29 protein-coding genes and 1 pseudogene are annotated in these 25,237 nt (G+C 44.6%); 22 read left to right on the plus strand and 8 right to left on the minus strand.

Features of this window, described 5'->3' with window-relative positions; translation table 11 throughout:
• The first annotated feature begins 538 nt into the window (after positions 1-538).
• Positions 539-4,405 carry a cell wall-binding repeat-containing protein gene (locus ACYQ2N_RS12885; protein ID WP_459999671.1) on the plus strand — a complete coding sequence of 1,289 codons (3,867 nt, stop codon included), beginning with the start codon at positions 539-541 and terminating at the stop codon, positions 4,403-4,405.
• A 1,102-nt stretch (positions 4,406-5,507) separates the two neighbouring features.
• Here ACYQ2N_RS12885 and ACYQ2N_RS12890 read toward each other — a convergent pair.
• Positions 5,508-5,723, minus strand: a complete 216-nt coding sequence (locus ACYQ2N_RS12890; protein WP_459999672.1) for a hypothetical protein — start codon at positions 5,721-5,723, stop codon at positions 5,508-5,510.
• 88 nt (positions 5,724-5,811) lie between these two features.
• Complete coding sequence (locus ACYQ2N_RS12895; RefSeq protein ID WP_459999673.1) at positions 5,812-6,084, minus strand: AbrB/MazE/SpoVT family DNA-binding domain-containing protein; 273 nt, start codon at positions 6,082-6,084, stop codon at positions 5,812-5,814.
• Between the two features lie 163 nt (positions 6,085-6,247).
• On the opposite strand from ACYQ2N_RS12895, the gene ACYQ2N_RS12900 reads away from it, so the two are divergent.
• The 5 genes from ACYQ2N_RS12900 to ACYQ2N_RS12920 all read left to right on the plus strand — a co-directional run bounded on the left by ACYQ2N_RS12900 (position 6,248) and on the right by ACYQ2N_RS12920 (position 8,336).
• Positions 6,248-6,841: a lipid II flippase MurJ gene (locus ACYQ2N_RS12900; protein WP_459999674.1), complete on the plus strand. Its 594-nt coding sequence runs from the start codon at positions 6,248-6,250 to the stop codon at positions 6,839-6,841.
• A gap of 75 nt (positions 6,842-6,916) precedes the next feature.
• The gene (locus tag ACYQ2N_RS12905; protein WP_459999675.1) at positions 6,917-7,174 is read left to right on the plus strand and encodes an AbrB/MazE/SpoVT family DNA-binding domain-containing protein; all 258 of its coding nucleotides are present in this window, start codon (positions 6,917-6,919) and stop codon (positions 7,172-7,174) included.
• A complete protein-coding gene (locus tag ACYQ2N_RS12910; RefSeq protein ID WP_459999676.1) occupies positions 7,158-7,496 on the plus strand; it encodes a type II toxin-antitoxin system PemK/MazF family toxin in 339 nt (112 codons plus the stop codon). The genes ACYQ2N_RS12905 and ACYQ2N_RS12910 overlap by 17 nt, the downstream gene beginning before the upstream one ends.
• Positions 7,497-7,840: 344 nt before the next feature.
• On the plus strand, positions 7,841-8,110 hold the full coding sequence (locus tag ACYQ2N_RS12915; protein WP_460000533.1) for a type II toxin-antitoxin system RelE family toxin: 270 nt from the start codon (positions 7,841-7,843) through the stop codon (positions 8,108-8,110).
• Between the two features lie 13 nt (positions 8,111-8,123).
• Complete coding sequence (locus tag ACYQ2N_RS12920; protein ID WP_459999677.1) at positions 8,124-8,336, plus strand: hypothetical protein; 213 nt, start codon at positions 8,124-8,126, stop codon at positions 8,334-8,336.
• Between the two features lie 292 nt (positions 8,337-8,628).
• Here ACYQ2N_RS12920 and tnpC read toward each other — a convergent pair whose 3' ends face one another.
• Positions 8,629-9,252 (minus strand): IS66 family transposase, encoded by a 624-nt coding sequence (tnpC, locus tag ACYQ2N_RS12925; protein WP_459999678.1) that lies wholly within the window; start codon positions 9,250-9,252, stop codon positions 8,629-8,631.
• A 724-nt stretch (positions 9,253-9,976) separates the two neighbouring features.
• On the opposite strand from tnpC, the gene ACYQ2N_RS12930 reads away from it, so the two are divergent.
• Together ACYQ2N_RS12930 and ACYQ2N_RS12935 are read left to right on the plus strand one after the other, a co-directional pair.
• Complete coding sequence (locus ACYQ2N_RS12930) at positions 9,977-10,417, plus strand: HEPN domain-containing protein (protein ID WP_459999679.1); 441 nt, start codon at positions 9,977-9,979, stop codon at positions 10,415-10,417.
• Positions 10,384-10,716 carry a nucleotidyltransferase family protein gene (locus ACYQ2N_RS12935; protein ID WP_459999680.1) on the plus strand — a complete coding sequence of 111 codons (333 nt, stop codon included), beginning with the start codon at positions 10,384-10,386 and terminating at the stop codon, positions 10,714-10,716. Before ACYQ2N_RS12930 ends, ACYQ2N_RS12935 begins: the two co-directional genes overlap by 34 nt.
• A 650-nt stretch (positions 10,717-11,366) precedes the next feature.
• On the opposite strand, the gene ACYQ2N_RS12940 is transcribed toward ACYQ2N_RS12935, so the two are convergent.
• Both ACYQ2N_RS12940 and ACYQ2N_RS12945 read right to left on the minus strand, forming a co-directional pair.
• A complete protein-coding gene (locus tag ACYQ2N_RS12940) occupies positions 11,367-11,660 on the minus strand; it encodes a hypothetical protein (RefSeq protein WP_459999681.1) in 294 nt (97 codons plus the stop codon).
• Complete coding sequence (locus ACYQ2N_RS12945; protein WP_459999682.1) at positions 11,644-11,934, minus strand: hypothetical protein; 291 nt, start codon at positions 11,932-11,934, stop codon at positions 11,644-11,646. The genes ACYQ2N_RS12940 and ACYQ2N_RS12945 overlap by 17 nt, the downstream gene beginning before the upstream one ends.
• 575 nt (positions 11,935-12,509) lie before the next feature.
• Here ACYQ2N_RS12945 and ACYQ2N_RS12950 point away from each other — a divergent pair.
• The 5 genes from ACYQ2N_RS12950 (at position 12,510) to ACYQ2N_RS12970 (ending at position 14,660) form a co-directional block, all read left to right on the plus strand.
• The gene (locus ACYQ2N_RS12950; protein WP_459999683.1) at positions 12,510-12,602 is read left to right on the plus strand and encodes a DUF4160 domain-containing protein; all 93 of its coding nucleotides are present in this window, start codon (positions 12,510-12,512) and stop codon (positions 12,600-12,602) included.
• A gap of 10 nt (positions 12,603-12,612) precedes the next feature.
• Positions 12,613-12,747: a DUF4160 domain-containing protein gene (locus ACYQ2N_RS12955; protein ID WP_459999684.1), complete on the plus strand. Its 135-nt coding sequence runs from the start codon at positions 12,613-12,615 to the stop codon at positions 12,745-12,747.
• A 6-nt stretch (positions 12,748-12,753) separates the two neighbouring features.
• Complete coding sequence (locus tag ACYQ2N_RS12960; RefSeq protein WP_459999685.1) at positions 12,754-12,993, plus strand: DUF2442 domain-containing protein; 240 nt, start codon at positions 12,754-12,756, stop codon at positions 12,991-12,993.
• Positions 12,994-13,250: 257 nt separating this feature from the next.
• Positions 13,251-13,337 carry a putative holin-like toxin gene (locus ACYQ2N_RS12965; protein WP_460000534.1) on the plus strand — a complete coding sequence of 29 codons (87 nt, stop codon included), beginning with the start codon at positions 13,251-13,253 and terminating at the stop codon, positions 13,335-13,337.
• A gap of 444 nt (positions 13,338-13,781) precedes the next feature.
• Positions 13,782-14,660, plus strand: a complete 879-nt coding sequence (locus tag ACYQ2N_RS12970; protein WP_459999686.1) for an Rpn family recombination-promoting nuclease/putative transposase — start codon at positions 13,782-13,784, stop codon at positions 14,658-14,660.
• Positions 14,661-14,857: 197 nt separating this feature from the next.
• Here the strand turns inward: ACYQ2N_RS12970 and ACYQ2N_RS12975 are convergent, their stop codons facing one another.
• From ACYQ2N_RS12975 to ACYQ2N_RS12985, 3 genes are all read right to left on the minus strand, one after another.
• Positions 14,858-15,310 (minus strand): putative toxin-antitoxin system toxin component, PIN family, encoded by a 453-nt coding sequence (locus tag ACYQ2N_RS12975; protein ID WP_459999687.1) that lies wholly within the window; start codon positions 15,308-15,310, stop codon positions 14,858-14,860.
• On the minus strand, positions 15,307-15,579 hold the full coding sequence (locus ACYQ2N_RS12980; RefSeq protein WP_459999673.1) for an AbrB/MazE/SpoVT family DNA-binding domain-containing protein: 273 nt from the start codon (positions 15,577-15,579) through the stop codon (positions 15,307-15,309). Before ACYQ2N_RS12980 ends, ACYQ2N_RS12975 begins: the two co-directional genes overlap by 4 nt.
• 411 nt (positions 15,580-15,990) lie before the next feature.
• Positions 15,991-17,703 carry an IS1634 family transposase gene (locus ACYQ2N_RS12985; protein WP_459997420.1) on the minus strand — a complete coding sequence of 571 codons (1,713 nt, stop codon included), beginning with the start codon at positions 17,701-17,703 and terminating at the stop codon, positions 15,991-15,993.
• Between the two features lie 243 nt (positions 17,704-17,946).
• On the opposite strand from ACYQ2N_RS12985, the pseudogene ACYQ2N_RS12990 reads away from it, so the two are divergent.
• The 9 genes and pseudogenes from ACYQ2N_RS12990 to ACYQ2N_RS13030 all read left to right on the plus strand — a co-directional run bounded on the left by ACYQ2N_RS12990 (position 17,947) and on the right by ACYQ2N_RS13030 (position 25,112).
• Positions 17,947-18,545: pseudogene (locus tag ACYQ2N_RS12990) on the plus strand (Rpn family recombination-promoting nuclease/putative transposase).
• On the plus strand, positions 18,443-18,892 hold the full coding sequence (locus ACYQ2N_RS12995) for a PD-(D/E)XK nuclease family transposase (RefSeq protein WP_459999688.1): 450 nt from the start codon (positions 18,443-18,445) through the stop codon (positions 18,890-18,892). The pseudogene ACYQ2N_RS12990 and the gene ACYQ2N_RS12995 overlap by 103 nt, the downstream one beginning before the upstream one ends.
• Before the next feature lie 838 nt (positions 18,893-19,730).
• Positions 19,731-19,997 (plus strand): DUF4160 domain-containing protein, encoded by a 267-nt coding sequence (locus ACYQ2N_RS13000; protein WP_459999689.1) that lies wholly within the window; start codon positions 19,731-19,733, stop codon positions 19,995-19,997.
• Positions 19,998-20,003: 6 nt separating this feature from the next.
• Positions 20,004-20,258 carry a DUF2442 domain-containing protein gene (locus ACYQ2N_RS13005; RefSeq protein WP_459999690.1) on the plus strand — a complete coding sequence of 85 codons (255 nt, stop codon included), beginning with the start codon at positions 20,004-20,006 and terminating at the stop codon, positions 20,256-20,258.
• A 265-nt stretch (positions 20,259-20,523) separates the two neighbouring features.
• The gene (locus ACYQ2N_RS13010; protein WP_459999691.1) at positions 20,524-21,108 is read left to right on the plus strand and encodes a transposase; all 585 of its coding nucleotides are present in this window, start codon (positions 20,524-20,526) and stop codon (positions 21,106-21,108) included.
• Complete coding sequence (locus ACYQ2N_RS13015) at positions 21,092-22,636, plus strand: YifB family Mg chelatase-like AAA ATPase (RefSeq protein WP_459999692.1); 1,545 nt, start codon at positions 21,092-21,094, stop codon at positions 22,634-22,636. Before ACYQ2N_RS13010 ends, ACYQ2N_RS13015 begins: the two co-directional genes overlap by 17 nt.
• 30 nt (positions 22,637-22,666) lie before the next feature.
• Positions 22,667-23,737, plus strand: coding sequence for a DNA-processing protein DprA (dprA, locus tag ACYQ2N_RS13020; protein ID WP_459999693.1), 1,071 nt, complete (start codon positions 22,667-22,669; stop codon positions 23,735-23,737).
• 487 nt (positions 23,738-24,224) lie between these two features.
• Entirely contained in the window at positions 24,225-24,305 is an 81-nt protein-coding gene (locus tag ACYQ2N_RS13025; RefSeq protein WP_460000535.1) for a hypothetical protein, read from the plus strand.
• A gap of 603 nt (positions 24,306-24,908) precedes the next feature.
• Positions 24,909-25,112 carry a hypothetical protein gene (locus ACYQ2N_RS13030; RefSeq protein WP_459999694.1) on the plus strand — a complete coding sequence of 68 codons (204 nt, stop codon included), beginning with the start codon at positions 24,909-24,911 and terminating at the stop codon, positions 25,110-25,112.
• Positions 25,113-25,237 lie beyond the last annotated feature (125 nt).

Raw genomic sequence — 25,237 nt, forward strand, 5'->3', positions numbered from 1 at the left:
TAGAAACCGGAAAACATTTTTTCGAATGAGAAAGTTTTAATAAGCTTTCTACGTCTTACTTTTTAGGTAGTCAGAATTCAGAATTCAGGTCTTCAAATGTTTTCGCCGGTTCTCTCATTCTGACTCCTGACTCCTTGACTCCTGAGCAGTTGCGAGTTTAGAAAAAATTAAGAGTTTCTTCGTAAAAAAGTTATCCCGACTAGCAGGAATATCTGCTTTCTTAAAGAATATTTATAAACGAATGTAGAACCTGTTGCAGGTTTCTTCATTATTGCCGTCTAAAGGGTAAGCCACCCCTGAGATAACATCTCGAAATGGGGGGACGCCCCCGCACATCGAACAGGGTGGGGTACCTTTAGATATTGCGCAATGTCTAAAGATTTTGCGACTCTCTAAGGGGGTGAGGGACCAGAAAAATTGCAGCGCAGGTGAGGAGAGGGCGTTTAATACTAGAAAATATAAGTAGTCCCTTGAGACTAAAGCCCATCTCCGAAGACAGAAGAAAAATCCCACATGAAAGAGAGGAGAAATTCACTACATGAGAAAGACAAAGAAGACTTTAGCCATCTTAGCTATCGTCGCTATGGTCTTGGCCATGATTCCGGTTCAAGTTTTCGCAGCAACAACTTCTGCTGCTGACTCTGACCGCTATGCCGGTGCAGACAGAATCGCAACGGCTCTGGCAGTGGCCGCTAACTGGACCTCAGCAGACACCGTTATTCTCGCTCCTGCTGACGATGCTAACCTCGTTGATGCCTTGGCAGCTGCCCCGCTGGCCGGGCAAGCCAATGCTCCTATCCTTTTGACTTACAAAAGCGGCTTAAATGCTGATGTCAAAGCCAAAATTGCCGCTCTGGGCGCTAAAAAAGTATATGTTATCGGCGCTGCTGCCAACGATGCGGTTGTCAATGCTATCAGCGGTGCTACCGTTGAAAAGCTTGCCGGCGCTGACCGTTGGGCTACAGCTGATGCCATCAATGCTAAACTGACCAGCCCTGCAGGAACCTTCGTCGTTGGCTACGATGCGATTCCTGACGCGCTTTCCGCTGCTTCCTATGCAGCTGCCAACAAGTATGCGATCGTACTGACCAAAGTTGACGGCAGTGTTGACGCTTCCAAACTTGTTGGTACCAAAACTTATCTCGTTGGCGGAACCGGTGTTGTTAAGGATTATGCCGGCGCAACCCGTCTTGCCGGTAATGACCGTTACCTTACCAACGAAGCAGTTGTTAAAGGCTTAGACTACCAGTACAGCAAAGTTTACATCGCCAACGGCGAAAGTTTGGTTGACGCTCTCGTAGCCGCTCCTTTGGCTGCTCAAGCTAAAGCTGCTGTGCTCCTGGCCAACACCAGCGTAGCCGGTGCATCTTATGTAAACGGCAAACTTGCTTCTACCAGCAAAGTTATTGCACTGGGTGGTACTGGGGTTGTCTCTGATGCTCTTAAAGGCGGCGTGAAGTACACTGCTCCTGCAGTGCTTGGAGTTGAGAGTGTAAGTGCTATTAACCTGAACCAAGTTAAAGTTGTATTTAATAAAGCTGTTGATGAAACAACGGCAGAAAATCCTTCTAACTATCAATTAAATACAACTGCTCTTAATGCTAATTCCAATTTCGAGCTTCAATCAGATGACAAAACCGTCATCATTACGCTCGATACGAACGATGCATTAGCTGGGAATCCTGCTCAATCCTCCGAAGAAACCTTAACAGTTAAAAACGTACTGGCTGATGGTTCTTTCACAGAAAAGATTTCAACTACTACCAAAAACGTTACGTTCTTTGACAGCACACTACCAACTGTACAAAGTGTTACTGTAACTGGTAATTCCCGTATTACTGTTAAGTTCTCTGAAGCAGTTAAAAACGGTGCTGTTGACGCTCGTTACGAGTTGAACGGTTCTCCTCTTGGTGCTTATAGCGGAACAACTTCCTACAAATGGTCCGTTAACGACAGCGGCGTAATTTACGGAGATACAGTTTATATTGATTTTGCTTCTCCGCTGCCCGCTGGCGCTTACACACTGACCATTAACGATGGTTCCAGTACTTTGATTTCCGATATGGCTGGCTTTACAGTAGTTAAAGGTGACCAAACTGCAACTGTTATCGATGATACAACTGCCCCTAAAGTTGTAAGTGTTACTGGTTCAACAAACGGTAATGTTACCGTTATGTTTGACAAAGACATCAAAGTTAGTCAAAACTTCTTATTAAACGGTGCAAACTCCACTCTTGGGGTAATTGATTCTTCTAACAAGAAGAAAATTACGATTGCTTTCGGTACTGGTGTTGTAAAGGTTGGAACTAACTTACTCACAGTAGATAAGGACATTGAAGATTACTATGGTAATGTCCTTGATGAAGACAATGATTACAATGTTGCATTCACAGCTGCTGATGACAAAGTTGCTCCAACAGTTGAAGGCATAACAGTGGTTGATGATTCGACCATTAAAGTTACCTTCAGTGAACTGGTTAGCAGCCTCTATGGTAATAACACTGGCAACTACACCATTAAAAATGCTAGTGGTACCAAACAAACAGTTTCATCTGCAACAACTGCAAACAATAGTGACAATACTAAATCTATAGTTACCATTGTAACTGCAAGCCCATTGCCGAATGGAACCTACACGATTGAGATTGCTAACGTTCAAGACCAATCTGAAAACACAATGACCACAGCTACTCTTAGCTTCAGTGCAAGTGATTCCACAGACCCGACAATTAGCGGAAATGCTCTTTACACTGCTGATAACGAAATCGTTGTGAACTTCAGTGAAGGTATGACAGTTTCAGGCGATGCTAGCATTGCTGATAGAACTAACTTCTTCTACAGCACAGATGGCGGAACAAACTACTCTGTATTCCCATCCACTGTCGAAGCAACTGTATCTAACAGTAACAAAACTGTTACCTACAAATTTGCTAATGACAAGAATGTAAGCACATTTACAAACGTAAGAGTTATTGGTGTTAAAGACGCTGCTGATAACTCCCTCTCAGGTGCTGTTGCTAACGTTGCAGTATCTGCAGCAACTGGAACGAGCTTCACTGTTAACAACACATCAACTGATTATCCGAAGTCCTATATGTCTTCTAGCTCTAAACTCACTGTAGAGTTTAACACTGCTAACGCCCTTACAGTCTATGCACCGGCTAACTTCACAGTTGATGCTATTCAACCTGACCAAGTAATTGTAAGTGGAAAGAATGTTAAACTTAACTTTACAAATTCTGCTAACATCCAAACAATCCAAAATGATGGCACGGTTAACCTTGTAGTAGTTAATACTAGTAACAAAGACGTATTCGGACGTTATTTAGCAACTGCTACAATAGCTATCGAAGATGGTATTGCACCTGAATTAGTTGCAACACCTGTTGCAGTTACTGATGGCGATACAGTAACCGTTACCTTCGATGAGGCTCTTGACAGCACAATTGCTGGAGCTTTCAAAGATGGATTTACAGTTTCTGTAAATGGAACACCTAAGACTATTCATGACTCCACTTATGTTGCTAAAGTTATTAGCCTTAACTTCGACACCACAGTATTCCACAATGGCGATACTGTAACAGTTACTCCTAAAATTCCTTCAACTGTTAAGGACGTAGAAGGTAATGCTTATGCTCCTAGCAACATTAACGACGATACCAAGACTGTCACAGTTTCTGGTTTCGGTACTAACATTACTGTTGGTGCAGTCGCTAGAGTTCAAGGTACTGCAGGTTCTGCCGCTACCGCTCCTGTTTGGAATTCCGGTGCAGTAACTGCAATCCCTAATAATACAACACAAACCTATACTTTCAACGGAGTTACAGTACAAGTAACTTCCGGTGCTGTAGTTACCGCTTCCGCCATAAATGGAACTGCTGCTACAGTAGGAGTTGCTAACACTGCAACAGCTGCTACAACCGCTCAAGCAGTAGTTGATGGTTTGAACGCTGCGAAAGCACAACCTGGTTCACCAGTTGCTAGCTACACAATTGCAAAAACAGTTGCTGATGAGATTCAAATTACCGGTACAGCTGCGATGGGTGCATCGAATAATGCACTTACTTCCTCCGGTACGGTAGTCGTTACTAATATTGCAGTTTCAACTCCTGGAGTAGACGCTGTTGCAGCTGCAACAGAAACTGCTAGCTACCAAATCACACATGGCGCTGATAACACCAAGACCATTACAGTGACATTGACTAACCCTGCTGTTGGCCCGGTTAACGTTAATGTAACTGCTGGTATGACAGCTGCTCAGGTTGCTGGAGCTATCAAAGATGCTCTGACGACTGCTGGCGTTCTTGGATTTACAGTTACAGCTCCAAGTGACACCGTAATCTTTACCTCAACAAGTGCTAACACCAACGTTGCTGATTTGACAATGACATTAGGTGGCCTATAAGATATTGAGTGATTACTCGAGGGAGCTTCCTCCGGAATCTCCCCCGGGGTCTGACCCCCTCAGGATTCGACAAAATCTCAAGAGAGCCGGTTCGCCTTCGGGCGGGCCGGCTCTCTTCCCGTCTCCGCGGCGGAGGCTCGCCGCATGTTCGTGCTCGAGGGAGCTTCCTCCGGTCGCTCCCCCGGGGTCGTACCCCCACATGCTCGAGGGATCGACCTAGCGGCCGCTCCCCCGGGGTCTGACCCCCTCATGATTCGACAAAAGTTGCAGACAGAGAGCCGGTTCGCCTTCGGGCGGGCTGGCTCTCTGTCCGATTTCCGCGGCGGAGGCTCGCTGCAAAACTTCGTCGGATTGGCTGCAAAGTAAGTGCGCGGTGTTTATGGCAAAATAAAATTGTAGCGCTCCGGAGTAAGCGTCAAACTTTGCCCACCTGGAACTGTACCTGAGTTTATTAGATAATCCTTCTCAGAAGCAAGAAGTGAGGAGGATTTCTTAATGACTAAAACCAACCTACAGCAAGAATGGGAAACTCGGATCGCTGAATACCGGGCCAGCGGACAGGGCGCTAAAACGTGGTGTGCGGCTCATAATGTGACAACCCGGCAGTTATGTTCGGGTCGGAACTGGCATCACAGGGATTGCTTCCTAGTTGCCAGTTCCTCCCAAAAGGGGTCTGGTACTTCCCGGAATTTGTGTTCGGGTCGGAACTGGCATCACAGGGATTGCTTCCTAGTTGCCAGTTCCTCCCAAAAGGGGTCTGGTACTTCCCGGAATTTGTCGAATGTCGAATATGACTTGGGTTCATGGGCTCTCTATCATTGGGAGAGAGGGCGATTTTATATTTCCTTATGGGATATAGGCTACAGAAAAAGCAGGGAGTTTTTCTTCTCCCTGTTCGGGTCGGAACTGGCATCACAGGGATTGCTTCCTAGTTGCCAGTTCCTCCCAAAAGGGGTCTGGTACTTCCCGGAATTTGTCGAATCTGACTTGGGTTCATGGGCTCTCTATCATTGGGAGAGAGGGCGATTTTATATTTCCTTATGGGATATAGGCTACAGAAAAAGCAGGGAGTTTTTCTTCTCCCTGCTTTGCAAAGTTGCTGTTATTCCGTTTGTAAGAATTCTGCCGCTGTCATGATTTTCGGATTTGTGACGCCGGATTCAAGAAAATCCTTGTCGCCGGTAATCAGTACGTTTGCTTTTGCCTGAACGGCGGCTCGGAGGATTGGTCGGTCGGAAACGTCCCGAACAAGGGATTCATCGGATACATCAACAACCGGAGTCGGGACGACTTCGAGGACGGTAAGCGACAGCGCCAAAAAGCGTTCAAGAGACTGGATTTTATGAGGGAATTTCCGGTGTTGCTTAAAGACGCGGAAATCAGAATGTTGGTGTCAATCAATACTCTCATAAGCCTTCAATCTCCGCACGAACATCCTTCACCAAATCCATAACATCATCATCGGTGCGAACTTCGGCCTTTTCTGCTTCGCCCTCCATTTCTTGTTGCAGCATTTTCATGGCGTAGACAGCGGAGTTCATAAGGATGACCCGATCCTCTTCACAGATGAGAGTGACACGGTCTCCTGTGGAAAGGCGCAATTTTGAGCGGATATCTTTAGGAAGTGTGATTTGTCCTTTGGACATAACTTTTGCGTTATCGACTATAGGAATACTCATGGTAGACCTCCCGTCTGGATTTGAAAGTAGGGTATTCCCTACATATCCTACCAATAGTATATAATAAATTGCACTGAAGTACAATAGGTTACCGCAGAATTTCGGTCTTCCCCCGGGGTCTGCCCCCCGCACAATTTTAGCCCCTTCCCTCATTGGGTTGGCGGTGGGGTCTTTCTTAGGGCAATTTCTCATTCAGCTGCCTTCGGCTTATAAGCATGGGCTGCGTTTCCGCTTCACCGGGGCCGTGGCCATGGTGGTATTTCCGGTGCTAACCCGAGCAGCTGCCCGCAAGGAGTGGGGGGGATTAATCGAGGGTTTCCAGCGTTCCGTAAGGCTGTTGAGCCTGGCGCTGCCTCCTGCAGCTATGGGAATATTTGTCCTGCGGTTGCCGCTGGTTCAGTTGCTTTTTGAGCATAGGGCGTTTACCCGTGAAGATACCATTATCACAGCCGGTACGGTCGGATATTTTCTGGGAGCTCTTTACTTTGGAGCGATGGTAGGGATGGTTGCAAATATCTATTTTGCCCTAAAAAAGATGGTGGTAGCGGTCTGGACCGGTCTGATTGCCGTGGCGGTGAATATTGGACTCAGCCTGTGGCTTATACATCTTTTGGAGCACAAAGGACTAGCCCTGGCGAATTCTCTCTCAGCCTTGGTTAATCTGTGTTTGCTGACGGCGGGACTTTTCGTGGTATTGCGGCAGCATGGTATCCAGGAGAATCCGTTGCAGGGGATCGGGAAATTCCTGGCCCTTTAAAAAATTTCTTGTCTAAACATAATAGTACCGTTATAATGTAATTACAAAGTAATAACTTAGCGAGGAGAAATTACAATGCAGATGGATATTGTTAAAATCGGTAATTCCAAAGGAATTCGGCTTCCTCTTGCAGTCTTAAAACAATGTGGGATAGATTCGAAAGTAGAATTGGAAATTAAAGATAATTGTATCATCATAAAACCGGTAATAGCTCCTCGCCAAGGCTGGGCTGAAGCTTTTGAACTTATGAATAATAATAATGATGATTTTTTATTGATCTCTGAAGAAATCGACAATGAAACGTTGGAGGCTTGGGATGAACCAAAGCATTGAGCAATATTCTTTGTATTGGGTAGATCTGAATCCCACTAAAGGAGCAGAGATTAATAAAACCAGGCCTTGTGTGGTTATTTCCCCTTTGGAAATGAATGAGCATCTTCGGACAATTATTATCGCTCCGGTGACAAGTCGAGGAAGAGAAGGATATCCTGCTCGGGTCGGAAAAGGCCTCCGAAGTTCGTCTTCGGGGGTCTTCCTTTTCCTCCCAGAAGGGGTCTGGTACTTCCCGGAATTTGTCGAAAAGCACAAGAAACCCGGTCACATCAAAGTGGCCGGGTTTCACACGTTAATTGCTCTTATCCGTCCTGTTAGATGACCGCTAGAACTACTCGAAAGAGTTAGAAAATGGTATGCTCGAGGGAACGGACTTCCGCTGGTCGCCCGTTCCCCCGGGGTACGACCCCCACACAATGCGCGAGGGAGCTTCGCTCCCCCGGGGTCTGACCCCCTCAGGATTCGACAAATTACAACGAAACCCGGTCACATCAAAGTGGCCGGGTTTCGCATGTTAATTGCTCTTATCAATATGTTAGATAATACATGAGCATTTGAAGGGATAACTACACCATGGTATAATATACCATATAGAGAGAGACTTCCGAGGAGAGGATGCTATGAGCCCTACGGTCTTACGATTAGGTGTTAGAAGTTATAGTGGGAGTGAAGAGCTTGCAAATTATATATTCCAGAGTTGCGGTCAAAGCAATCAATAGTTTTGATAAGTCTATAAAGCAGAGAATCAGAACAGGAATAGAAGGACTGCTTGAAGTACCACCAAAGGGTGATATTAAGCAAATGCAGGGTATAAATCCTCCTATTTTTCGTTTACGAATAGGAAAATATCGGGTATTATATGAGTATACTAGTCTTAATGATGAAGAAGTTTTAATGATTAAGGATATTAGATCACGAGGTGACATATACAAGTAAGGGAGATGATAGTATGTCCGCAGTTTCAAAGCAAATTATTGATATGATTGATATGCTTCCAGAGTCGGAACAGGAATTAGCGTTTGAAATGATTAAAAGAATGGTCCTTGCATGGGACAGCGATTTCACAAAGCTAACCCCCCTTGAGAGAGAAAGGTTAATCCAATCAGAAAAAGAAATAGCCAACGGTGAAACCGTTAACCATTTGGACATTGATTGGAACTAGACCGAGGGAGCTTCGCTCCCCCGGGGTCTGACCTTCTCAGGATTCGACAAATTATGCTCGGGTCGGAAAAGGCCTCCGAAGTTCGTCTTCGGGGGTCTTCCTTTTCCTCCCAAAAGGGGTCTGGTACTTCCCGGAATTTGTCGAAAAGCACAAGAAGCCCGGTCACGTCAAAGTGGTCGGGTTTCTTGCGCTAATTGCTCTTAACAAACGTAAGCGCTTAACGAAAGGGTGCATTGAAAAATCAAAAGCCGGTACAACTTTTTCATCGTACCGGCAATTTGGGTCATCATATTCAATGTTTTGTGTTGCGGCAGTAATCCGGCAGCTTTTGCGACCAGGGCATCAAATCCTCAAGGAGTGACGGATCGGTCTTAAAGTCTAACCCTGGCATTTTGCTGAAGATATGTACGAGGTACATGTATGCGTTGAGTTTATTCGCTTTTGCCGTTTCAACAATGCTGTAAACAACTGCGCTCGCTTGGGCTCCTTTTTTCGTATCAGCGAATAACCATCCTTTTCTTCCAAGGACAAATGGCCGGATTGCATTCTCAGCCCGATTATTAGACAATTCAATGCGCCCGTCTTCCAGAAACGTGCTCAGCGATGTTTTTTGGTTGACAGAATAGGTTATGGCCTCGGCAAATTTGGAGCCTTTGAGAGGGTTTACGGTTTCAATCCATGAAAAGTAAGCCTCAAGAACGGGAAGGGATCGTTCCTGACGCTGTAATTTCCGTTTTTCCGGTGAGAGCTGCTCCAAATCCCTCTCAATGGCAAACAGCTGGTTACAGTATTCAAATCCCACTGCGGCAGCGGAGCCAAGAGCAGCTCCACTCTTGGGCATCGCCTCCTGATGTTTCCGGCGTAGGTGACTCCAGCACCCACATCGGGTTACCTCTGTTCGGGTCGGAACTGGCATCACAGGAACCCATTCCTAGTTACCAGTTCCTCCCAAAAGGGGTCTGGTACTTCCCGGAATTTGTCGAATCAGCCTCGGATAGGCTAACGAAAAACAGGCCTCGGAGAGAAATCTTTTCGAGGCCTGTCCTAATTGCTGGAAAATTGTGATATAATCAGGCTGTACAACTGAATCAGGCGAATGGGCGGCTGAATCCCCGTGAAAGGGGGTGAGGCTTATGAGCTATGAATGCCAAATGTATGCGATTGCTTTTCAACATTAGTTGTATTGATAATTCGCGGAATGCAAAAGAGCAAGTAGCCCATCCCTTCGCCGGGAGCTCTTGCTCTAACGATGCGCCGCCCCATTGCGGCCAGTTGTACAGTCGGGATGTTTGCGCATCCTGGCTATTTATATGCTTTCCACTTCCATTATAGAACATACAGGATATTTATTCAACATCGCGCGATCACTCAGTTATAATATTACCTAAGAGGTATTTCCTGCTCGGGTCGGAACTGGCTTCGCGGGAATCTCACCCTAGTTGCCAGTTCCCACCAGAAGGGGTCTGGTACTTCCCGGAATTTGTCGAAAAGCTCAAGAAACCCGGTCACGTCAAAGTGGTCGGGTTTCTTGCGCTAATTGCTCTTAACAAACTAGTGACAAGTAACAGTCACTGGAATCAGAAGGCTCTTTATTAATTCCCAGATATAGGTTATTATATATACAAGGATGTGATAAAAGGATGACCAGCAGAGAAAAATACGAATACTGGCTTGAAGCAGCACTGTATGACCTCGAAACGGCTAAGGCTATGCTGAATGCAGGAAGATACGTCTATGTTACTTTCATGTGTCAACAGACTATTGAAAAGATGACAAAAGGAATATATCAATTATTCACTGATTCTGAACCACCAATGGTACATAATATATGGAATATACTTAAGCAACTAAAAAAAGATATTACTCTTGAAAACTATTTTTCTGTTGAAATGTTTGAAGAAAAGTTGACGGAATACAAGAGCTTCTTTGTAGAATTATTATCATACTACATTTCCGGTAGGTATCCTTCATTCAAAGAGAAAATTTCAACCAGCATTGATGTTAATAGAGCAAAGCGAGTATTAAACCAAGGAATGGAGGTATTCGAATGGTTAGAATCCCTGAGCCAATACAAAAAATAGTTGAAGATTACATCGTGAAACTAAGCAAGCAGATTCCACTCCAGAAGGTTATTTTGTTTGGCTCTTACGCAAAAGGAACTCCTCATAAATACAGTGATATAGATTTGGCAGTTTTTTCAGACTACTTTAAGAATATGAGCAGGGTTGACGGAATCCACTTTTTGCTTCTATATGCAACTGATTTTGATGTTGATCTTGAACCTCAACCCTTTACAATGGACGAGTACTCAGACCCTGTTGGACTTGTACAAGAGATTCTAAGGACCGGGATTGAAATTCCACTACCACTTGCGAGTTAATGCTCGGGTCGGAACTGGCATCGCAGGAACTCCTTCCTAGTTGCCAGTTCCTCCCAAAAGGGGTCTGGTACTTCCCGGAATTTGTCGAATCGGTCACGGATAAACTAACGAAAAACAGGCCTCGGAGAGAAATCTTTTCGAGGCCTGTCCTAATTGCTGGAAAATTGTGATATAATCAGGGTGTACAACTGAATCAGGCGGGTGGGCGGCCGAATCCCCTTGAAGGGGGGTGAGGCTTATGACTGTGTTTGAGGCTTTGATGCTGGCAATATCTTTCGCTGCATTAGTTATCAAGATAATCAAAGAAGCGAGAAAAAGCAAGTAGCCCGCCCCTGACCTGAAGGGAGCTACTTGCTCTTGATTAGGTGCCGCCTATCGCGGCCAGTTGTACAAGCCGGGATGTTAGCGCATCCTGGCTTGTAATATGCTTTCCACGTTCATTATAGAACATACGGCTTAAATATTCAACATCAAATGCTCGTGCTCGGGTCGGAACTGGCATCACAGGAACCCATTCCTAGCTGCCAGTTCCTCCCAAAAGGGGTCCCAAAAGGGGTCCAAAAGGGGTCTGGTACTTCCCGGAATTTGTCGAAAGACAGACAAAATAAAAATACACCTCCCAATAGTGGGAGGTAGTTGCACAGTAGCACTTAAGTTTTCTTCCAGTATATATTTTGCCGCTTGTGTTTAATGCCATCAATCCAAACGATAGCATTCAGTTCATCGACATCAAATAATAGAATTACTTGATAGCGTCCTAGTCTTGCCCAATAACCTTCCAACTTCCCGTAAGGAATTTGCTTGGCTGTAAGAGTTGGCGAATGAGACAACCGAGTAAATGAATCATTGAAGATGCGCTCCTTGACTTCGGGAGGATAAGCCAACATGTTTGCCAGTTCATTCAAACCGGTCTGTGACCAGTAAACCTTATACGTTTTGTCCACGCTCAAACTCCTTGACTTTTCCGCGCAAATACTCTAGCCCTGCTTGTTGATCAAACACTCTACCAGATTTCCGATCATCGCGGCTTTGCTGAATCTGATGAAATAAATCAGAATCTTCAGCTAAGGATTCGATGTCTAAGCTATCAGCATTTTGTTCTTCAATCCAAACGTTTACATCAAATTCATCTTTAATGGCTTGAACAAGGTCAGACAATTCCAGTATTTCCTTGTGCTTAAATTTATCGAAAAGCTGATTTGTTGTAATATACTTCATCAAAATCACCCACCTTTATATACCATTATACAGGACGATGGAAGATATTTCACGTAAATTATCAATCCTCTTGCTCGGGTCGGAACTGGCATCACAGGAATTCCTTCCTAGTTTCCAGTCTCTCCCAAAAGGGGTCTGGTACTTCCCGGGATTTGTCGAAAAGCACAAGAAACCCGGTCACGTCAAAGTGGCCGGGTTTCTTGTGCTTACGTCAATTGGTCTTATCCGTTTTATTATTGGGCGAAACTTTACAGCCGTCCAATTGCATGCTCGGGTCGGAAAAGGCCTCCGAAGTTCGTCTTCGGGGGTCTTCCTTTTCCTCCCAGAAGGGGTCTGGTACTTCCCGGAATTTGTCGAAAAGCACAAGAAACCCGGTCACATCAAAGTGGCCGGGTTTCACACGTTAATTGCTCTTATCCTCCTGTTAGATGACCGTCAGAACTACTCGAAAGAGTTAGAAAATGGTATACTAATAAAAAGGATAGAACATAAATTAGAAAAATAAAAAGTAAAATATACTATCAGTAGAAAGTGAGCTGACTCCGATGCCTTAGATATCATCATTCTATGGGATTTTGATCTACTTATATCTCGAAAAAGGTACGCAGCACAGTGTGCCTCATGTCCATGCGATGTACAACGAGTATGAAATGTCCATAGACTTTTGATGGCAATATTTTGGCGGGCGAGCTGCCACGCAAACAAACTAAACTTGTTGAAGCATGGGTGCTTCTGCATACCGACGAACTGAAAGCTTCATGGAGAGCATATAGCAATGATGGCGAGTTGATTAAAATTCGAGGATTGGAGTGAACATTAATGCGTCCGAGGGCAATTGCGGTAAAAGCTCTTGATGATTTTAAGCTGTTGGTTACTTATAGCAATAGTGAAAGGAGAATTTTTGACGTAAAGCCTTACTTTGATTTTATACCATTTAAAGAGTTGCAAAAGCCCGCTCTTTTCAAAACCGTGCATGTTGCTGGCCTTTCGGTCGAATGGCAAAACGGTGTTGATATTTGTCCCGATGAACTTTACTATGACAGCGTACCAATGCAATAGATTGCTCGGGTCGGAACTGCTCGAGGGAGCTTCCTCCGGTCGCTCCCCCAGGGTCGTACCCCCACACAATTTAGACACAATTCATTAGGACCATCGTCGAAAAGAACCAGGAGAGCAATCTCCTGGTTCTTTGTTGGGCAGAAGGTAGAGAATATTCGCTAAGATTATCGAATACGATGTAATCTCATGGTATAATGCACTTGTACAACTGAATCAGGCGGGTGGGCGGCCAAATCCCCGTGAAGGGGGGTGAGGCCATGACGGTATATGAAGCTATGATGGTGACAATTGCATTTGCTACTCTCATAGTAGTACTGCTCAAAGAAATGCATAAAAGCAAGTAGCCCAACCCCGACCTGAAGGGAGCTACTTGCTCTTGTTTGGTGCCGCCCACTGCGGCCAGTTGTACAGCCGGGGTGTTACAGCATCCCGGCTTTTATATGCTTTCCATCTCCATTATAGAACATACAGGAAATCTATGCAATACCCCGCGATCACTCAGTTATGCGGAGGGAGCTTCCTCCGGTTGCTCCCCGTTGTTTTGTTCGGGTCGGAACTGGCATCACAGGGATTGCTTCCTAGTTGCCAGTTCCTCCCAAAAGGGGTCTGGTACTTCCCGGAATTTGTCGAAAAGCACAAGAAACCCGGTCACTTCAAAAGTGGCCGGGTTTCTTGCGTTAATTGCTCTTATCCGTTTTATTAGACGAGCGTCAGGACTACTCGCAACCGTTAAAAAATGGTATACTATATCAAAGGATAGTGTCTAGAAATCGAGGAGTGGAGCGAGAATGGTGGGAAAAAAGAAGAGCAAAAGTAAACCAATCCCAACGGACGATGGTTTTCTCATGTCTCCCAAAATAGACTTCGTGTTCAAGCTCATCTTTGGCGATGAAAAGAACAAAGACCTACTTATCGCTTTTCTCAGTGCTGTGCTTAGTGTGCCAGCGGAAGAATTTGAGGGCATAGAAATCATCAATAGTGAGCTGCTAAGGGAGTTTACAGAAGATAAAAGAGGAATCCTGGATGTACGGGCCAAGACAAGCCAAGGGAAACAGATCGATATTGAAATACAAATACTACCCACGGAATTCATGCCCGAAAGAACCCTATTCTACTGGTCCAAGATGTACACCAGTCAAGTCAAGCCAGGAGATACCTATGACCTGCTACAGAAATGTATCACCATCAACATCGTTGATTTCAAATGTACCCCTCTTCCCAAGCTGTACTCCAGTTATCACTTGACCGAGGATGAAACAGGCTACCGATTGACGGATATCTTAGAGGTGCATTTTTTGGAGATACCCAAGCTGATCGATTCAGAAATTCCCAGAGACGAAAACGATCCCATCATTGAATGGATGGAATTCTTGGATGCCAAATCGCAAGGAGTGATTGAGATGTTAGCGGAAAAGAATAAGGACATCAAGAAAGCCTATGACCTATTGCAGATTATCAGTAAAGATGAAAAGGCAAGAATGCGCTATGAGGCCAGGGAAGCAGAGCTTCGTGACCAGCTAACAAGGATAAAGTCAGCGAAGAAAGAAGGGAAGGCAGAAGGGAAGGTTGAGGTCGCGAAGAACCTCTTGGACATGGGAATGGAAATTTCGAAAGTAGCCAAAGTAACGGGTCTATCTAAAGAAGAAGTTAAGATGTTGAAAGATTGATTGAATCCTACCTGTGCTCGATGTTCGGGTCGGAACTGGCATCACAGGAATTCCTTCCTAGTTGCCAGTTCCTCCCAAAAGGGGTCTGGTACTTCCCGGAATTGGTACTTCCCGGAATTTGTCGAATCTGACTTGGGTTCATGGGCTCTCTATCATTGGGAGAGAGGGCGATTTTATATTTCCTTATGGGATATAGGCTACAGAAAAAGCAGGGAGTTTTTCTTCTCCCTGCTTTGCAAAGTTGCTGTTATTCCGTTTGTAAGAATTCTGCCGCTGTCATGATTTTCGGATGTGACGCCGGATTCAAGAAAATCCTTGTCGCCGGTAATCAGTACGTTTGCTTTTGCCTGAACGGCGGCTCGGAGGATTGGTCGGTCGGAAACGTCCCGAACAAGGGATTCATCGGATACATCAACAACCGGAGTCGGGACGACTTCGAGGACGGTAAGCGACAGCGCCAAAAAGCGTTCAAGAGACTGGATTTTATGAGGGAATTTACGGTTATATACCCGTCGCAGTTCGTCGATATTTTGGTCGCAGACTATTCCGTGATTGGGGTAGGTAACGGCTTTGATATACGCCTGATAGGGAGTTCCGGTGTTGCTTAAAGACGCGGAAATCAGAATGTTGGTGTCAATCAATACTCTCATAAGCCTTCAATCTCCGCACGAACATCCTTCACCAAATCCATAACATCATCATCGGTGCGAACTTCGGCCTTTTCTGCTTCGCCCTCCATTTCTTGTTGCAGCATTTTCATGGCGTAGACAGCGGAGTTCATAAGGATGACCCGATCCTCTTCACAGATGAGAGTGACACGGTCTCCTGTGGAAAGGCGCAGTTTTGAGCGGATATCTTTAGGAAGTGTGATTTGTCCTTTGGACATAACTTTTGCGTTATCGACTATAGGAATACTCATGGTAGACCTCCCGTCTGGATTTGAAAGTAGGGTATTCCCTACATAACCTACCATTAGTATATGTTAAATTGCACTGAAGTACAATAGGTTACCGCAGAATTTCAAAATTAACTCACGGGTCGCAACGGGCATCGCTGGAATTCCTTCCTAATTGCCAGTTTATCCCAGGAGGAGACCGGTACTTCCCGGAATTTGTCGAAAAGCACAAGAAACCCGGTCACATCAAAGTGGCCGGGTTTCTTGCGTTAATTGCTCTTATCCGTTTTATTAGACGAGCGCCAGGACTACTCTCAACCGTTACAAAATGGTATACTCTCATCTTTGACAGTTAAAGATTACAAAAAGCTTGGAAACGTTGTACCCACGGCACTTCCAAGCTTTTTTGCGATTTAAAAAAGTGAGTAATATTTTCTATCCTTTTGTCGCACGAAAAATATTTTTCATCTGTTTATTTTTTATTATCTCGTAGTCAGTTCTGAAGCCAAAAGTTCCATGTAAGGCATCGGTAAAATCGGTTCTCGTATAAACGGGTATATATCCCTCATCCTTGACCTTGTAGAAATTCATGTCCCTTAGCCCGTTAATGATCTCACTGCAGGTAAATTTACTATTCAGTTTCTTTTCCAGTAATCGGTAGATAATAAGCGAAATGAAGCAGGTAGTAAAATGGGCCTTAATTCTATCTTCGCGACTCAAATATACGGGTCGCGCTCTGAATTCGCTTTTCATAATCCGGAAGCATTCTTCAATCTCCCAGCGCTGTTGATTAATCCGGATAATCTCCTGCGCACAGCCTTCAAGGTTCGTGCAAACGGCATAAAATCCATCATAGACCTCTTCGGCAGAAATAGATTCGGTGTTTAGTGCATAAATTTCATTGCTTGCTACTTCGCCGTCAGATGTGCAACTGGTTTTCTTGATGAAGCGTTTATAGTCATTCTGATTATTCTTTGAGATTTTGGTGGGATTAGTATCGATTACCTTTTGAGCGCGTTCGATTTGCGAGTTGCGAATTTGACGTTGGTAATTTTTGTACTTAACGGAATAAGTGACAATGAGCTTTTGTTCCAGATCACCTTCTTTAATCCAGCGTTCTTTGTAAAAGTATTTGTCCCAGCAGCTTTCTTCATCAAGTTTAGTGATATCGTAAGTTTTATCATGATCCGTAAGATGCCAACCCTCTGGATCGAGTGCCCATTCCCTTAAATGTTTTTTCAGTTTTTTAATCGATTGGGTTGTGATAAATGCTCGCTGGCCCTCGTCGTTAAATTTTCTATTCCTCACGGAAGCCAGGCCGGCGTCCGTGCAAACAACAAATTTAGAAAGTTTAAAATCGGTAAGAATTTTTTCTTCCAGAGGTTTAAGTGTTACTTGCTCATTAGTATTGCCACTATTTAAGCTAAAAGCAAGGGGAATGCCGTCCCCATCCATGAACAGACCCATTTGAATGATGGGGTTAGGCCGGTGTTCTTTTGAGGCACCATACTGTTTAAGGCCGTCCTCCTGTTCGATCTCAAAGAAATAATTAGTGCAGTCATAATAGAGGATGCTTGTATTTCTTTTAGAGATCCTAAGACTGTTGTGATAAAGAGAAGACTGTATAAAATCCATTTCCTTAGAAATGACCTCAAGCGCCCTATAAACATGCTGTAGTTCAAAACCGGGTTGCTCAATGAACCTTGAGGAATGCAGATATGTAGAGAGCTTGGAGGAAGGGAAAAGGATCCGTCCGTATAGGAGCCGTGACAAAATAGCATTCAGATCAAAGGAAAACTTATGTCTTTTTGATATCTCAGCAGAAACCTTATGGAGATTAAGTTCATGATAGACCTGCTGCAGAAAAAGATAACCGCCGTTAAACAGGTGCTGATGGTCTTTAGAAATTACTTTAGAAGGTGAATATTTGACTATGATTTCACGCGACTGCTCTTTTTCTTTTTTATTAAGCTCCTCGATGTATGACTTGGCCCATTCAATGGGGTCATGCCCATTTAGTTTCTTTTGTAACTCGGCAATCGTACCTAACTTCTCAACAACTTTAGTAGAACGCCTACCGTTCTCATAAACAGATTGTATGACATAAAGCGAGATGGCATTTTTGGACTTTGATACGCTCAGCCTCATGATAAGGGATCCCTCCAATCCCTTACATTATACCACATTACGCAACATTACGCACTACTATCCAGGACAAATTTGACAGATTATCAATAAAAAAAGCCCTGTTTTCAAGGCTTGTAGGGATTTCTCTTTTAATGCAAGTGTCAAAGACCCGCGTTAATTGCTCTTATCCGTTTTATTAGACGAGCGCCAGGACTACTCTCAACCGTTACAAAATGGTATACTATATATAAGGATGGTGTTTCTATGTCGGTTGAACTTATTGATCTTAAAATTGACTATGGCTTTAAACTTATCTTTGGAAGGGAAGGGCAGGAACCTTTGCTTGCGGCCTTCCTCAATGCCATTCTCAAACCTCCGGCAGGAAAGCAAATACAATCCTTAAGCTACACGAACCCTGAACTCAGCAAAGATAATGCCGATGATAAAGAATCTAGCCTGGATATCCGCGTGGTGACTGAAGATCAAAGGCAGATAAATATAGAGATTCAATTGAAGAATGAGCATAACATGGCGAAACGCTCCCTTTACTATTGGGCGAAACTCTACAGCCGCCAATTCATGAGAATATGGCCTATGAACAATTAAATTCTACGATCACGATCAACATTCTCAACTTTAATTACTTGAAAGAAACAGATGAGTTTCACAGTGCCTTTCACTTGTATGAGCAGAAGAAACAGTTTCTGCTCACCGATGCCTTGGCGATGCACTTTATTGAATTGCCTAAATTACGTAAGAAGTGCGGGCAAGAGAGGTCACACCGCAACAAGATCTTTTGGTACGTTGGTTGTTTTTACTGGATGGCAACGAGGATGAAGAAATCCGGAGACAACTGGAGGTGATTGCCGTGGAAGATCCGATGATCGGCCGAGCGATGAAGGATTGGGAAAACGTCAGTGCCGACCCCAAGCTGAGAGAACTCTATTTTGACCGGAGAAAAGCTGTTTTGGATCGAATGGCGGCTGCTAAGGCGGCAGAACTTAGGGAAGAAAGAGCTAAAGCTGAAGGTATGACACAAGCCATCTGCCAATACCTTGAAGCACGTTTTAGCACAGACTCTCAAGCCCTTCAGGAGACCGTTCGTACGATAACTGACCTGGATGCCCTCAGCCAGATTATAAACCGAATTTTCCTAGTCACTCACTTTGATGAGGCTAAGTCTCTTATTCAAGATATCTTGACATCTTAAATCAATGCTCGGGTCGGAACTGGCATCACAGGAATCTCTTCGGGGCCTGTCTAATATGTAAGAAGATTATGGTACAATGAGTAAGTACAACTGCATAGGGCTGGGTGGGCGGCCGATCCTCCGATGAAAGGGGGTGAGGCTTATGAGTACGTACCAGGCATTGATGTTTGCTGTGGCATTTGCGACACTGGTCGTATTAATAATCAGAGAAACGCATAAGAACAAGTAGCCCATCCCTTCCCTAGGGAGCTACTTGCTCTTCTTATGGTGCCGCCCATTGCGGCTGGTTGTACAGCCGGGATGTTCACGCATCCTGGCTTTTATATGCTTTCCACCTCTATTATAGAACATACAGGATATTTATTCAATTATTTTTGCTCGGTTCGAGTAGGCCTCCGAAGTTCATCTTCGGAGGCCTTCCTTTTCCTCCCAAAAGGGGACTGGTACTTACCGGAATTTCTTCCCGGAATTTGTCGAATCGGTCTCGGAGAGTGAAACCTCTCCGGGGCCTTTTTATGTCTCCGGGAAAAGCTAGCCGCAAGATTCCATTCGGCAGGCAGCAAAAGTAATGTAAGTGGTCGTTGTCCCACGCGCCTTTTACTTTTCGATGTGCTCGCTGTTTATGCTCCCTCTTTATGAAGCATAAAACGACAGGCTTAGCATCCCCAACCCGTGTGACCGAAAAGCGATGAAGAGAGGCCATTAGGTATTATTCACCTACGAGGGTGAACTATTCAGCATCGCATATTCATACAAAATTATCCATGTAATGGATTTCTACCCTTGTCGTGTGATAAAATAAAGTGTAAATCAAAAAATGATTTTGGAGAGTGATAATGTGCCTTTGATTTCGCAATTTTATGGAATTTTAATAAGGATGTTTTTTAATGACCAAGAACAGCACCATTTGCCACATTTTCATGCAGTGTATGGAGAATACTCCGGCTCTTTTACACTTGATGGCGAAGTTATAACAGGAAATATTCCCAAAAAGCAGTTGAAGCTTATTGGTGCTTGGGCTACAATACATCAGGAAGAGCTAGAAGCATTATGGAGATCTGTTCAAGAGACTGGTGAGTATTTTACCATTAAGGGATTGGAGTGATTAATGATGTTACCGAGACCAGAAGAAGTAAAACCTCTGGACAACTACTGCTTGCAAGTGTTGTTTGATAACGGAGAGACTAAGATTTATGATATGTCAAGGCTGATTGAAAAGCCATTTTATAGCAGGCTGAAGAATAAGAACCTTTTTAATACCGTTAAAGTAAGAGATATTACTTTAGAATGGGCATCTGGCGAGGACATTTGTCCTGACGAACTTTATTATAACAGCAAAAATGTTGATTTTGCTCGGTTCGAGTAGGCCTCCGAAGTTCATCTTCGGAGGCCTTCCTTTTCCTCCCAAAAGGGGACTGGTACTTACCGGAATTGATCGGAATTTTCGAATTGGACTAGGATCCTAACGAAAAAAAAGACTTTGAACAGAGACATCTCTCGAGGCCTGTCCTATTTCTTTGTGCAATAAATACTACATAAGTTAAGTCTCGACAAATTTCTGCGGCAGAGAGATTTGACCTGTGTTAAAATTAGGATGTCTTAGTAAAACTTTGATGAAGAGGTGGAGGACAGTGCCTCGAAAAGCGCGTATTTGGTACCCCGGTGCTGTGTACCATATCATGTGCCGTGGCAACCATCGGCATGATATTTTCCGTGATGATGAGGACAGGCAGGTCTATCTAACTCTTTTGCGCCAAACCAAAGAGGAGCATCCTTTTTTCCTCCACGCCTATTGTCTTATGACAAATCATGTTCATTTGCATATAGAGACCGTAGAAACAAGCATAAGCCTGATCATGAAACGCGTTAATATGCTTTACGCCCAATACTTTAATAACAAGTATAATTTTGTAGGACACCTCTTTCAGGACCGCTTTCGTTCAGAGGAGGTAGAATCGGACGGGTATCATCTTCACATCAGCAAATATATTCATCTTAATCCGGTGAGGGCCGCCATCGTTGAAAGCCCTGCTCACTATCCGTGGAGTAGCTACCGTATTTACCTTGGTCAAAAACAGGATAGCTTTATTACTACGGATAAAGTTCTCGGTTATTTTAATGAACCAAGAATTCAACATTATCAGAAGTACGTTGAAGGGGATATCGTGGCCCGGACAACAGATAAAGGAGGACAAACTTTTGGCAACGGTAATTAACTCCTTTGCAGTATCCGGTGTGAATGCTTACCCCGTTGAAGTGGAAACAGTTACTTTGCATGGACAGCCGTCAACTACAGTTGTGGGATTAGGAGATACGTCAGTAAAGGAATCACGCCAACGCTTCGAGGCGGCGCTGATGTATGCCGGGTATGAATTCCCGAAAATGAAGATTGTTATTAACTTAGCTCCCAGTGCCCTGAAAAAAAGTGGATCCCATTTTGATCTGGCTATGGCCGTTGGCCTGTTAAATGAGTCCGGGCAACTCCAGGTGTCTCCCGAGGAGTTAAACGAGTATGGCTTGATCGGTGAACTTTCTCTTAACGCTCAACTTCGTTCAGTAAATGGTGTGCTGCCCATGGCGGTTGCGGCTCGCGATGTGGGCATCCGCAAGCTGATAGTACCGGTAGGAAATTTGAAAGAGGCTTCCCTGGTACATGGCCTTCAGGTATTTGCTTTCCAGGAACTTAAAGAGGTCGTAAAATACCTCGAGGGGAAGGAGCTGTACCTAGAGCCTTCTTTGGCTGAGCAAAGCATGAACGAAAATTTGGACAAAGGGTTGGATTTTGCTGATGTTCAAGGGCAAGACATGCTCATAGAGTACATTGTTGTCGCTGCGGCCGGGGGGCATAATATGCTTATGATTGGCCCGCCGGGTTGCGGTAAGTCTATGATCGCAAAACGCATACCGACAATCCTGCCGGATATGAGCGAAGAAGAAGCATTGGGAATCACGAAAATCTATAGTGTAGCAGGACTCCTAAGGGAGCGCGGCCGCTTGATTTCAGAGAGACCGTTCAGAGCACCTCATCATAATGCCTCTACAAATGCCCTGGTAGGTGGAGGTAGCCCGGTGGTGCCGGGAGAAATATCCTTAGCTCATAACGGAGTGCTCTTTCTTGATGAGATTGCTGAGTTTGAGAAAAAAGCACTGGATGCTTTGCGCCAACCCATGGAGGATAAAGAAGTCACGGTCTCGCGTGTAAACAGCACTCAAACCTTCCCTTCCGATTTCATGCTGGTTGCCGCTATGAATCCCTGTCCATGTGGTTATCACGGCTTGCCGAAGTGCCGCTGTTCAGATTATGAAGTGCTTAAATACAGGCACAAAATTTCAGGGCCTGTGATGGATCGTATCGATGTTCAGAAATATGTAAACCCGGTCGATTTTCTCAATCTATCATCGGCAAGACCTGGCAAAAGTTCGCTGGAACTAAGAGATAGAGTGCAGTTTGCCCGCCTTATCCAGCAGGGACGCTTTGCTAACCTGAAAGGAGTAAACTGCAATGCCCAGATGAACGAAGCGATGGTCAGAGAGTTTTGCCATTTGGATGAGGAAGGAAACAGGCTAATGAGGCTGGCTTTTGATAGGTATAACTACAGTGCCCGCACCTACCAAAAGTTTCTCAAGCTGGCTCGCACGGCTGCTGATCTGGACGGCTCCCTTAAAATAAGAAGAAAAGATGTTTCAGTTGCGCTAATGTCACGCGATATAGACAAGGAGAGCGCGGGCATGCTGGTGATTTAAGCTTGCCGTTTAGAATAGGGGTAAAATGTTATGAATATTTACTGGCTGTGGTTAACAAATCTAAAAGGCCTAGGCTCTGTAACCTATAAGAGGCTGCTTGATGTCTTCGGTACACCGAAAGCAATCTACTGTGCTACGCGCAGCGAATTAGATAGCGTGTCCGGCCTAAAAACGCAGGCTAAAGAGATTATACTAATGAATAAATCTTTGGACCAGGCGCATAGGCTCGAAGCGGATTTGGATAAGCACCAGATCCGCTTGCTTACTTATGATCTCCCCTCTTACCCTGAGGCGGTTAAAGTGTTGCCGATGGCACCTGTCCTTATCTATTACAAAGGCTATCTGCGCGAGAACAGCATTGGAGTGGGTATTATTGGGAGCCGCCGCTGCACAGAATATGGAAAACGGGTAACCTCTGAGGCTGCCACGTTTCTAGCCCAACAGGGTGTGACCGTTATCAGCGGCATGGCAAAAGGAATAGACGGCTACGCTCACACGGCCTGTCTGAAAGCAGGGGGTTATACGCTCACTTTTCTCGGACATGGCCTTGATCTCTGTTATCCTAAAGAGCACGAATCTTTGCTAGAGGCAATAATTGAGAAGGGGGCGGCACTCTCCCAGTATCCACCAGGTACGGAACCGCGAGCCGGGTATTTCCCACAGCGAAACACTCTGATTGCCGCTTGGAGTCATAAAATCCTGGTTGTAGAAGCGGGCGTTCGCAGCGGGGCGCTTATCACCGCCCGCTCGGCCCGCGGGCTGGGACGAAAGGTATTAGCGGTACCTAACAGTATTTATAGCCCGGAAAGTGCAGGCACCAACCGCCTGATTGCTGAAGGCGCAGAGATTCTGACAGATTTTGCCCAATTAGTCTTCGATGTTAGGGCCTTGCCGATGCCAATGACCACAGTAAACAGCGAGCTGTCCTCATTAGAAAAGGCTGTCTTCGACAGCCTCACAGTACCTAAAAATATTGAGGAGCTGAACGATCTATTCAATGGCGATATCGCTTTACTTAACGAAACTTTGTGTACTATGGAGTTAGCCGGCAGAATCACTATAGGCGCAGGCAATATTGTACGAAGGGCATTGCCACTCTAATTTATCTGTTTTTCTAATTGGTCCAACTAACTGAGCCATAAGTTTAGGCATCAAAGGGATTCCATCAAAGGGATTCCATCCCAATTGCCAGTTCATTCCAGAAGGGGTCTGGTACTTCCCGGAATTTGTCGAACACAGACACCTGATCGAGGGAGCATCCTCCGGTCGCTCCCCTGGGGTCTAACCGCCTCAAAATTCGATAGAGTTAGCAAAAGAGAGAGCTGAACTCCTTCGGGAGTATCGGTTCTCTTTCCGTTTTGTGTCCAATAATGGTGATTACGTAAGTGACTTATAAATAAGCACAATATGGAAATATATACAAATAGGTAGTTAAATCGGAAATACAATATGTTATAATAGATTTAAAATAAGAAATAGTAGGCGATGAAATAATGCAACGAGAAGAGATCATAGAATACTGGAGAAATTCAGCGGATAATGATTTTGTTATAATAGAGATTATCATTGGAGTTTATTTATTGGTCATTTGGTAATCGAAAAGCTTCTCAAAGCGTTATTTGTGAAGAACAAGGGGATTGAAAACCCACAAGAACACATGATTTGCTAAGTAAAGCAGAAGTTGCTGTGGATAGTAAAAGAGAAGATATGCTAGACTTGATAACTACTTTTAATATAAGCACTAGATATCAGGATAATCCGATAGTAAAAGAAATCATAAATACAGGTGTTAAGGTTATTTAGGGAATCTCCCCGGGGTCGTACCCCCACACAACGGGGAACAATTCTGACAATTAAGCAAAAGAGTCTTTCATCTTCAAAGTAGGCGAAGGGCTCTTTTGGCGTTTCAGAGGGAGCTTCCTTCGGAATCTCCCCCGGGGTCTGACCCCCTCCTGATTCGACAAAAACTAACAAGAGAGCCGATTTGCCTTCGGGCGGATCGGCTCTCTTTCCGTCATTTCATCCAAACCATTATTCAAACGATCATCGAGTGCTCGGGTCGGAAAAGGGGAATAGTTCTCGATGGCGAGGCGTAGCAAACTTTGAATTACAATTGTTCTTCAATATTTCTTCCGCCATACATCACACGAAGAACATGTACCGTACAATCGGACTCTCGGTAATATAAAAAACAAGAAAATTACCGACGGGGAAGAATCGCAGTCCTCTCGAAAACCAAGGTTCTTTCTTGTATGATGGATGCCTGTCTGACATGGTGTCCAACTTTAAGATTTCCTGTTCAATTCTGTCAATTCGGGACAGGGTTCTCGGCGAATCGGCCTCGGTTGGACAAATCCATCCGGAGCCTTTCGCGTCTCACGCTGAACGGACGGAATCGGCAGAATTCAGACATAGTAAGCAACGACTCAAGGCAGACGGGCATCAACGGGAGATCATGGAGGCAGCCCTGGTGTAATACCTGCAGAAGTATGGGTTTAAGCGGGAGATTGAGGCTCTACTCAAGAATCAGTAAAAAATGACGTTGAATAGAAGATCGCCAGAACTACTCCCAAACGTTAAAAAATGGTATACTCTCATCTT

This window comes from Paradesulfitobacterium aromaticivorans, assembly GCF_054657415.1.

Coding starts and splice junctions, on each gene's coding strand:
- ACYQ2N_RS12965 (WP_460000534.1), top strand. CDS start 13,251: ATGACGGTATATGAAGCTATGATGGTGACAATTGCATTTGCTACTCTC.
- ACYQ2N_RS12885 (WP_459999671.1), top strand. CDS start 539: ATGAGAAAGACAAAGAAGACTTTAGCCATCTTAGCTATCGTCGCTATG.
- ACYQ2N_RS12920 (WP_459999677.1), top strand. CDS start 8,124: ATGTCCGCAGTTTCAAAGCAAATTATTGATATGATTGATATGCTTCCA.
- tnpC (WP_459999678.1), bottom strand. CDS start 9,252: ATGCCAGTTCCGACCCGAACAGAGGTAACCCGATGTGGGTGCTGGAGT.
- ACYQ2N_RS12960 (WP_459999685.1), top strand. CDS start 12,754: ATGCGTCCGAGGGCAATTGCGGTAAAAGCTCTTGATGATTTTAAGCTG.
- dprA (WP_459999693.1), top strand. CDS start 22,667: ATGAATATTTACTGGCTGTGGTTAACAAATCTAAAAGGCCTAGGCTCT.
- ACYQ2N_RS12910 (WP_459999676.1), top strand. CDS start 7,158: ATGAACCAAAGCATTGAGCAATATTCTTTGTATTGGGTAGATCTGAAT.
- ACYQ2N_RS12930 (WP_459999679.1), top strand. CDS start 9,977: ATGACCAGCAGAGAAAAATACGAATACTGGCTTGAAGCAGCACTGTAT.
- ACYQ2N_RS12975 (WP_459999687.1), bottom strand. CDS start 15,310: ATGAGAGTATTGATTGACACCAACATTCTGATTTCCGCGTCTTTAAGC.
- ACYQ2N_RS13030 (WP_459999694.1), top strand. CDS start 24,909: ATGGTGTCCAACTTTAAGATTTCCTGTTCAATTCTGTCAATTCGGGAC.
- ACYQ2N_RS12985 (WP_459997420.1), bottom strand. CDS start 17,703: ATGAGGCTGAGCGTATCAAAGTCCAAAAATGCCATCTCGCTTTATGTC.
- ACYQ2N_RS13005 (WP_459999690.1), top strand. CDS start 20,004: ATGTTACCGAGACCAGAAGAAGTAAAACCTCTGGACAACTACTGCTTG.
- ACYQ2N_RS12935 (WP_459999680.1), top strand. CDS start 10,384: ATGGTTAGAATCCCTGAGCCAATACAAAAAATAGTTGAAGATTACATC.
- ACYQ2N_RS12970 (WP_459999686.1), top strand. CDS start 13,782: ATGGTGGGAAAAAAGAAGAGCAAAAGTAAACCAATCCCAACGGACGAT.
- ACYQ2N_RS12895 (WP_459999673.1), bottom strand. CDS start 6,084: ATGAGTATTCCTATAGTCGATAACGCAAAAGTTATGTCCAAAGGACAA.
- ACYQ2N_RS12980 (WP_459999673.1), bottom strand. CDS start 15,579: ATGAGTATTCCTATAGTCGATAACGCAAAAGTTATGTCCAAAGGACAA.
- ACYQ2N_RS12905 (WP_459999675.1), top strand. CDS start 6,917: ATGCAGATGGATATTGTTAAAATCGGTAATTCCAAAGGAATTCGGCTT.
- ACYQ2N_RS12945 (WP_459999682.1), bottom strand. CDS start 11,934: ATGAAGTATATTACAACAAATCAGCTTTTCGATAAATTTAAGCACAAG.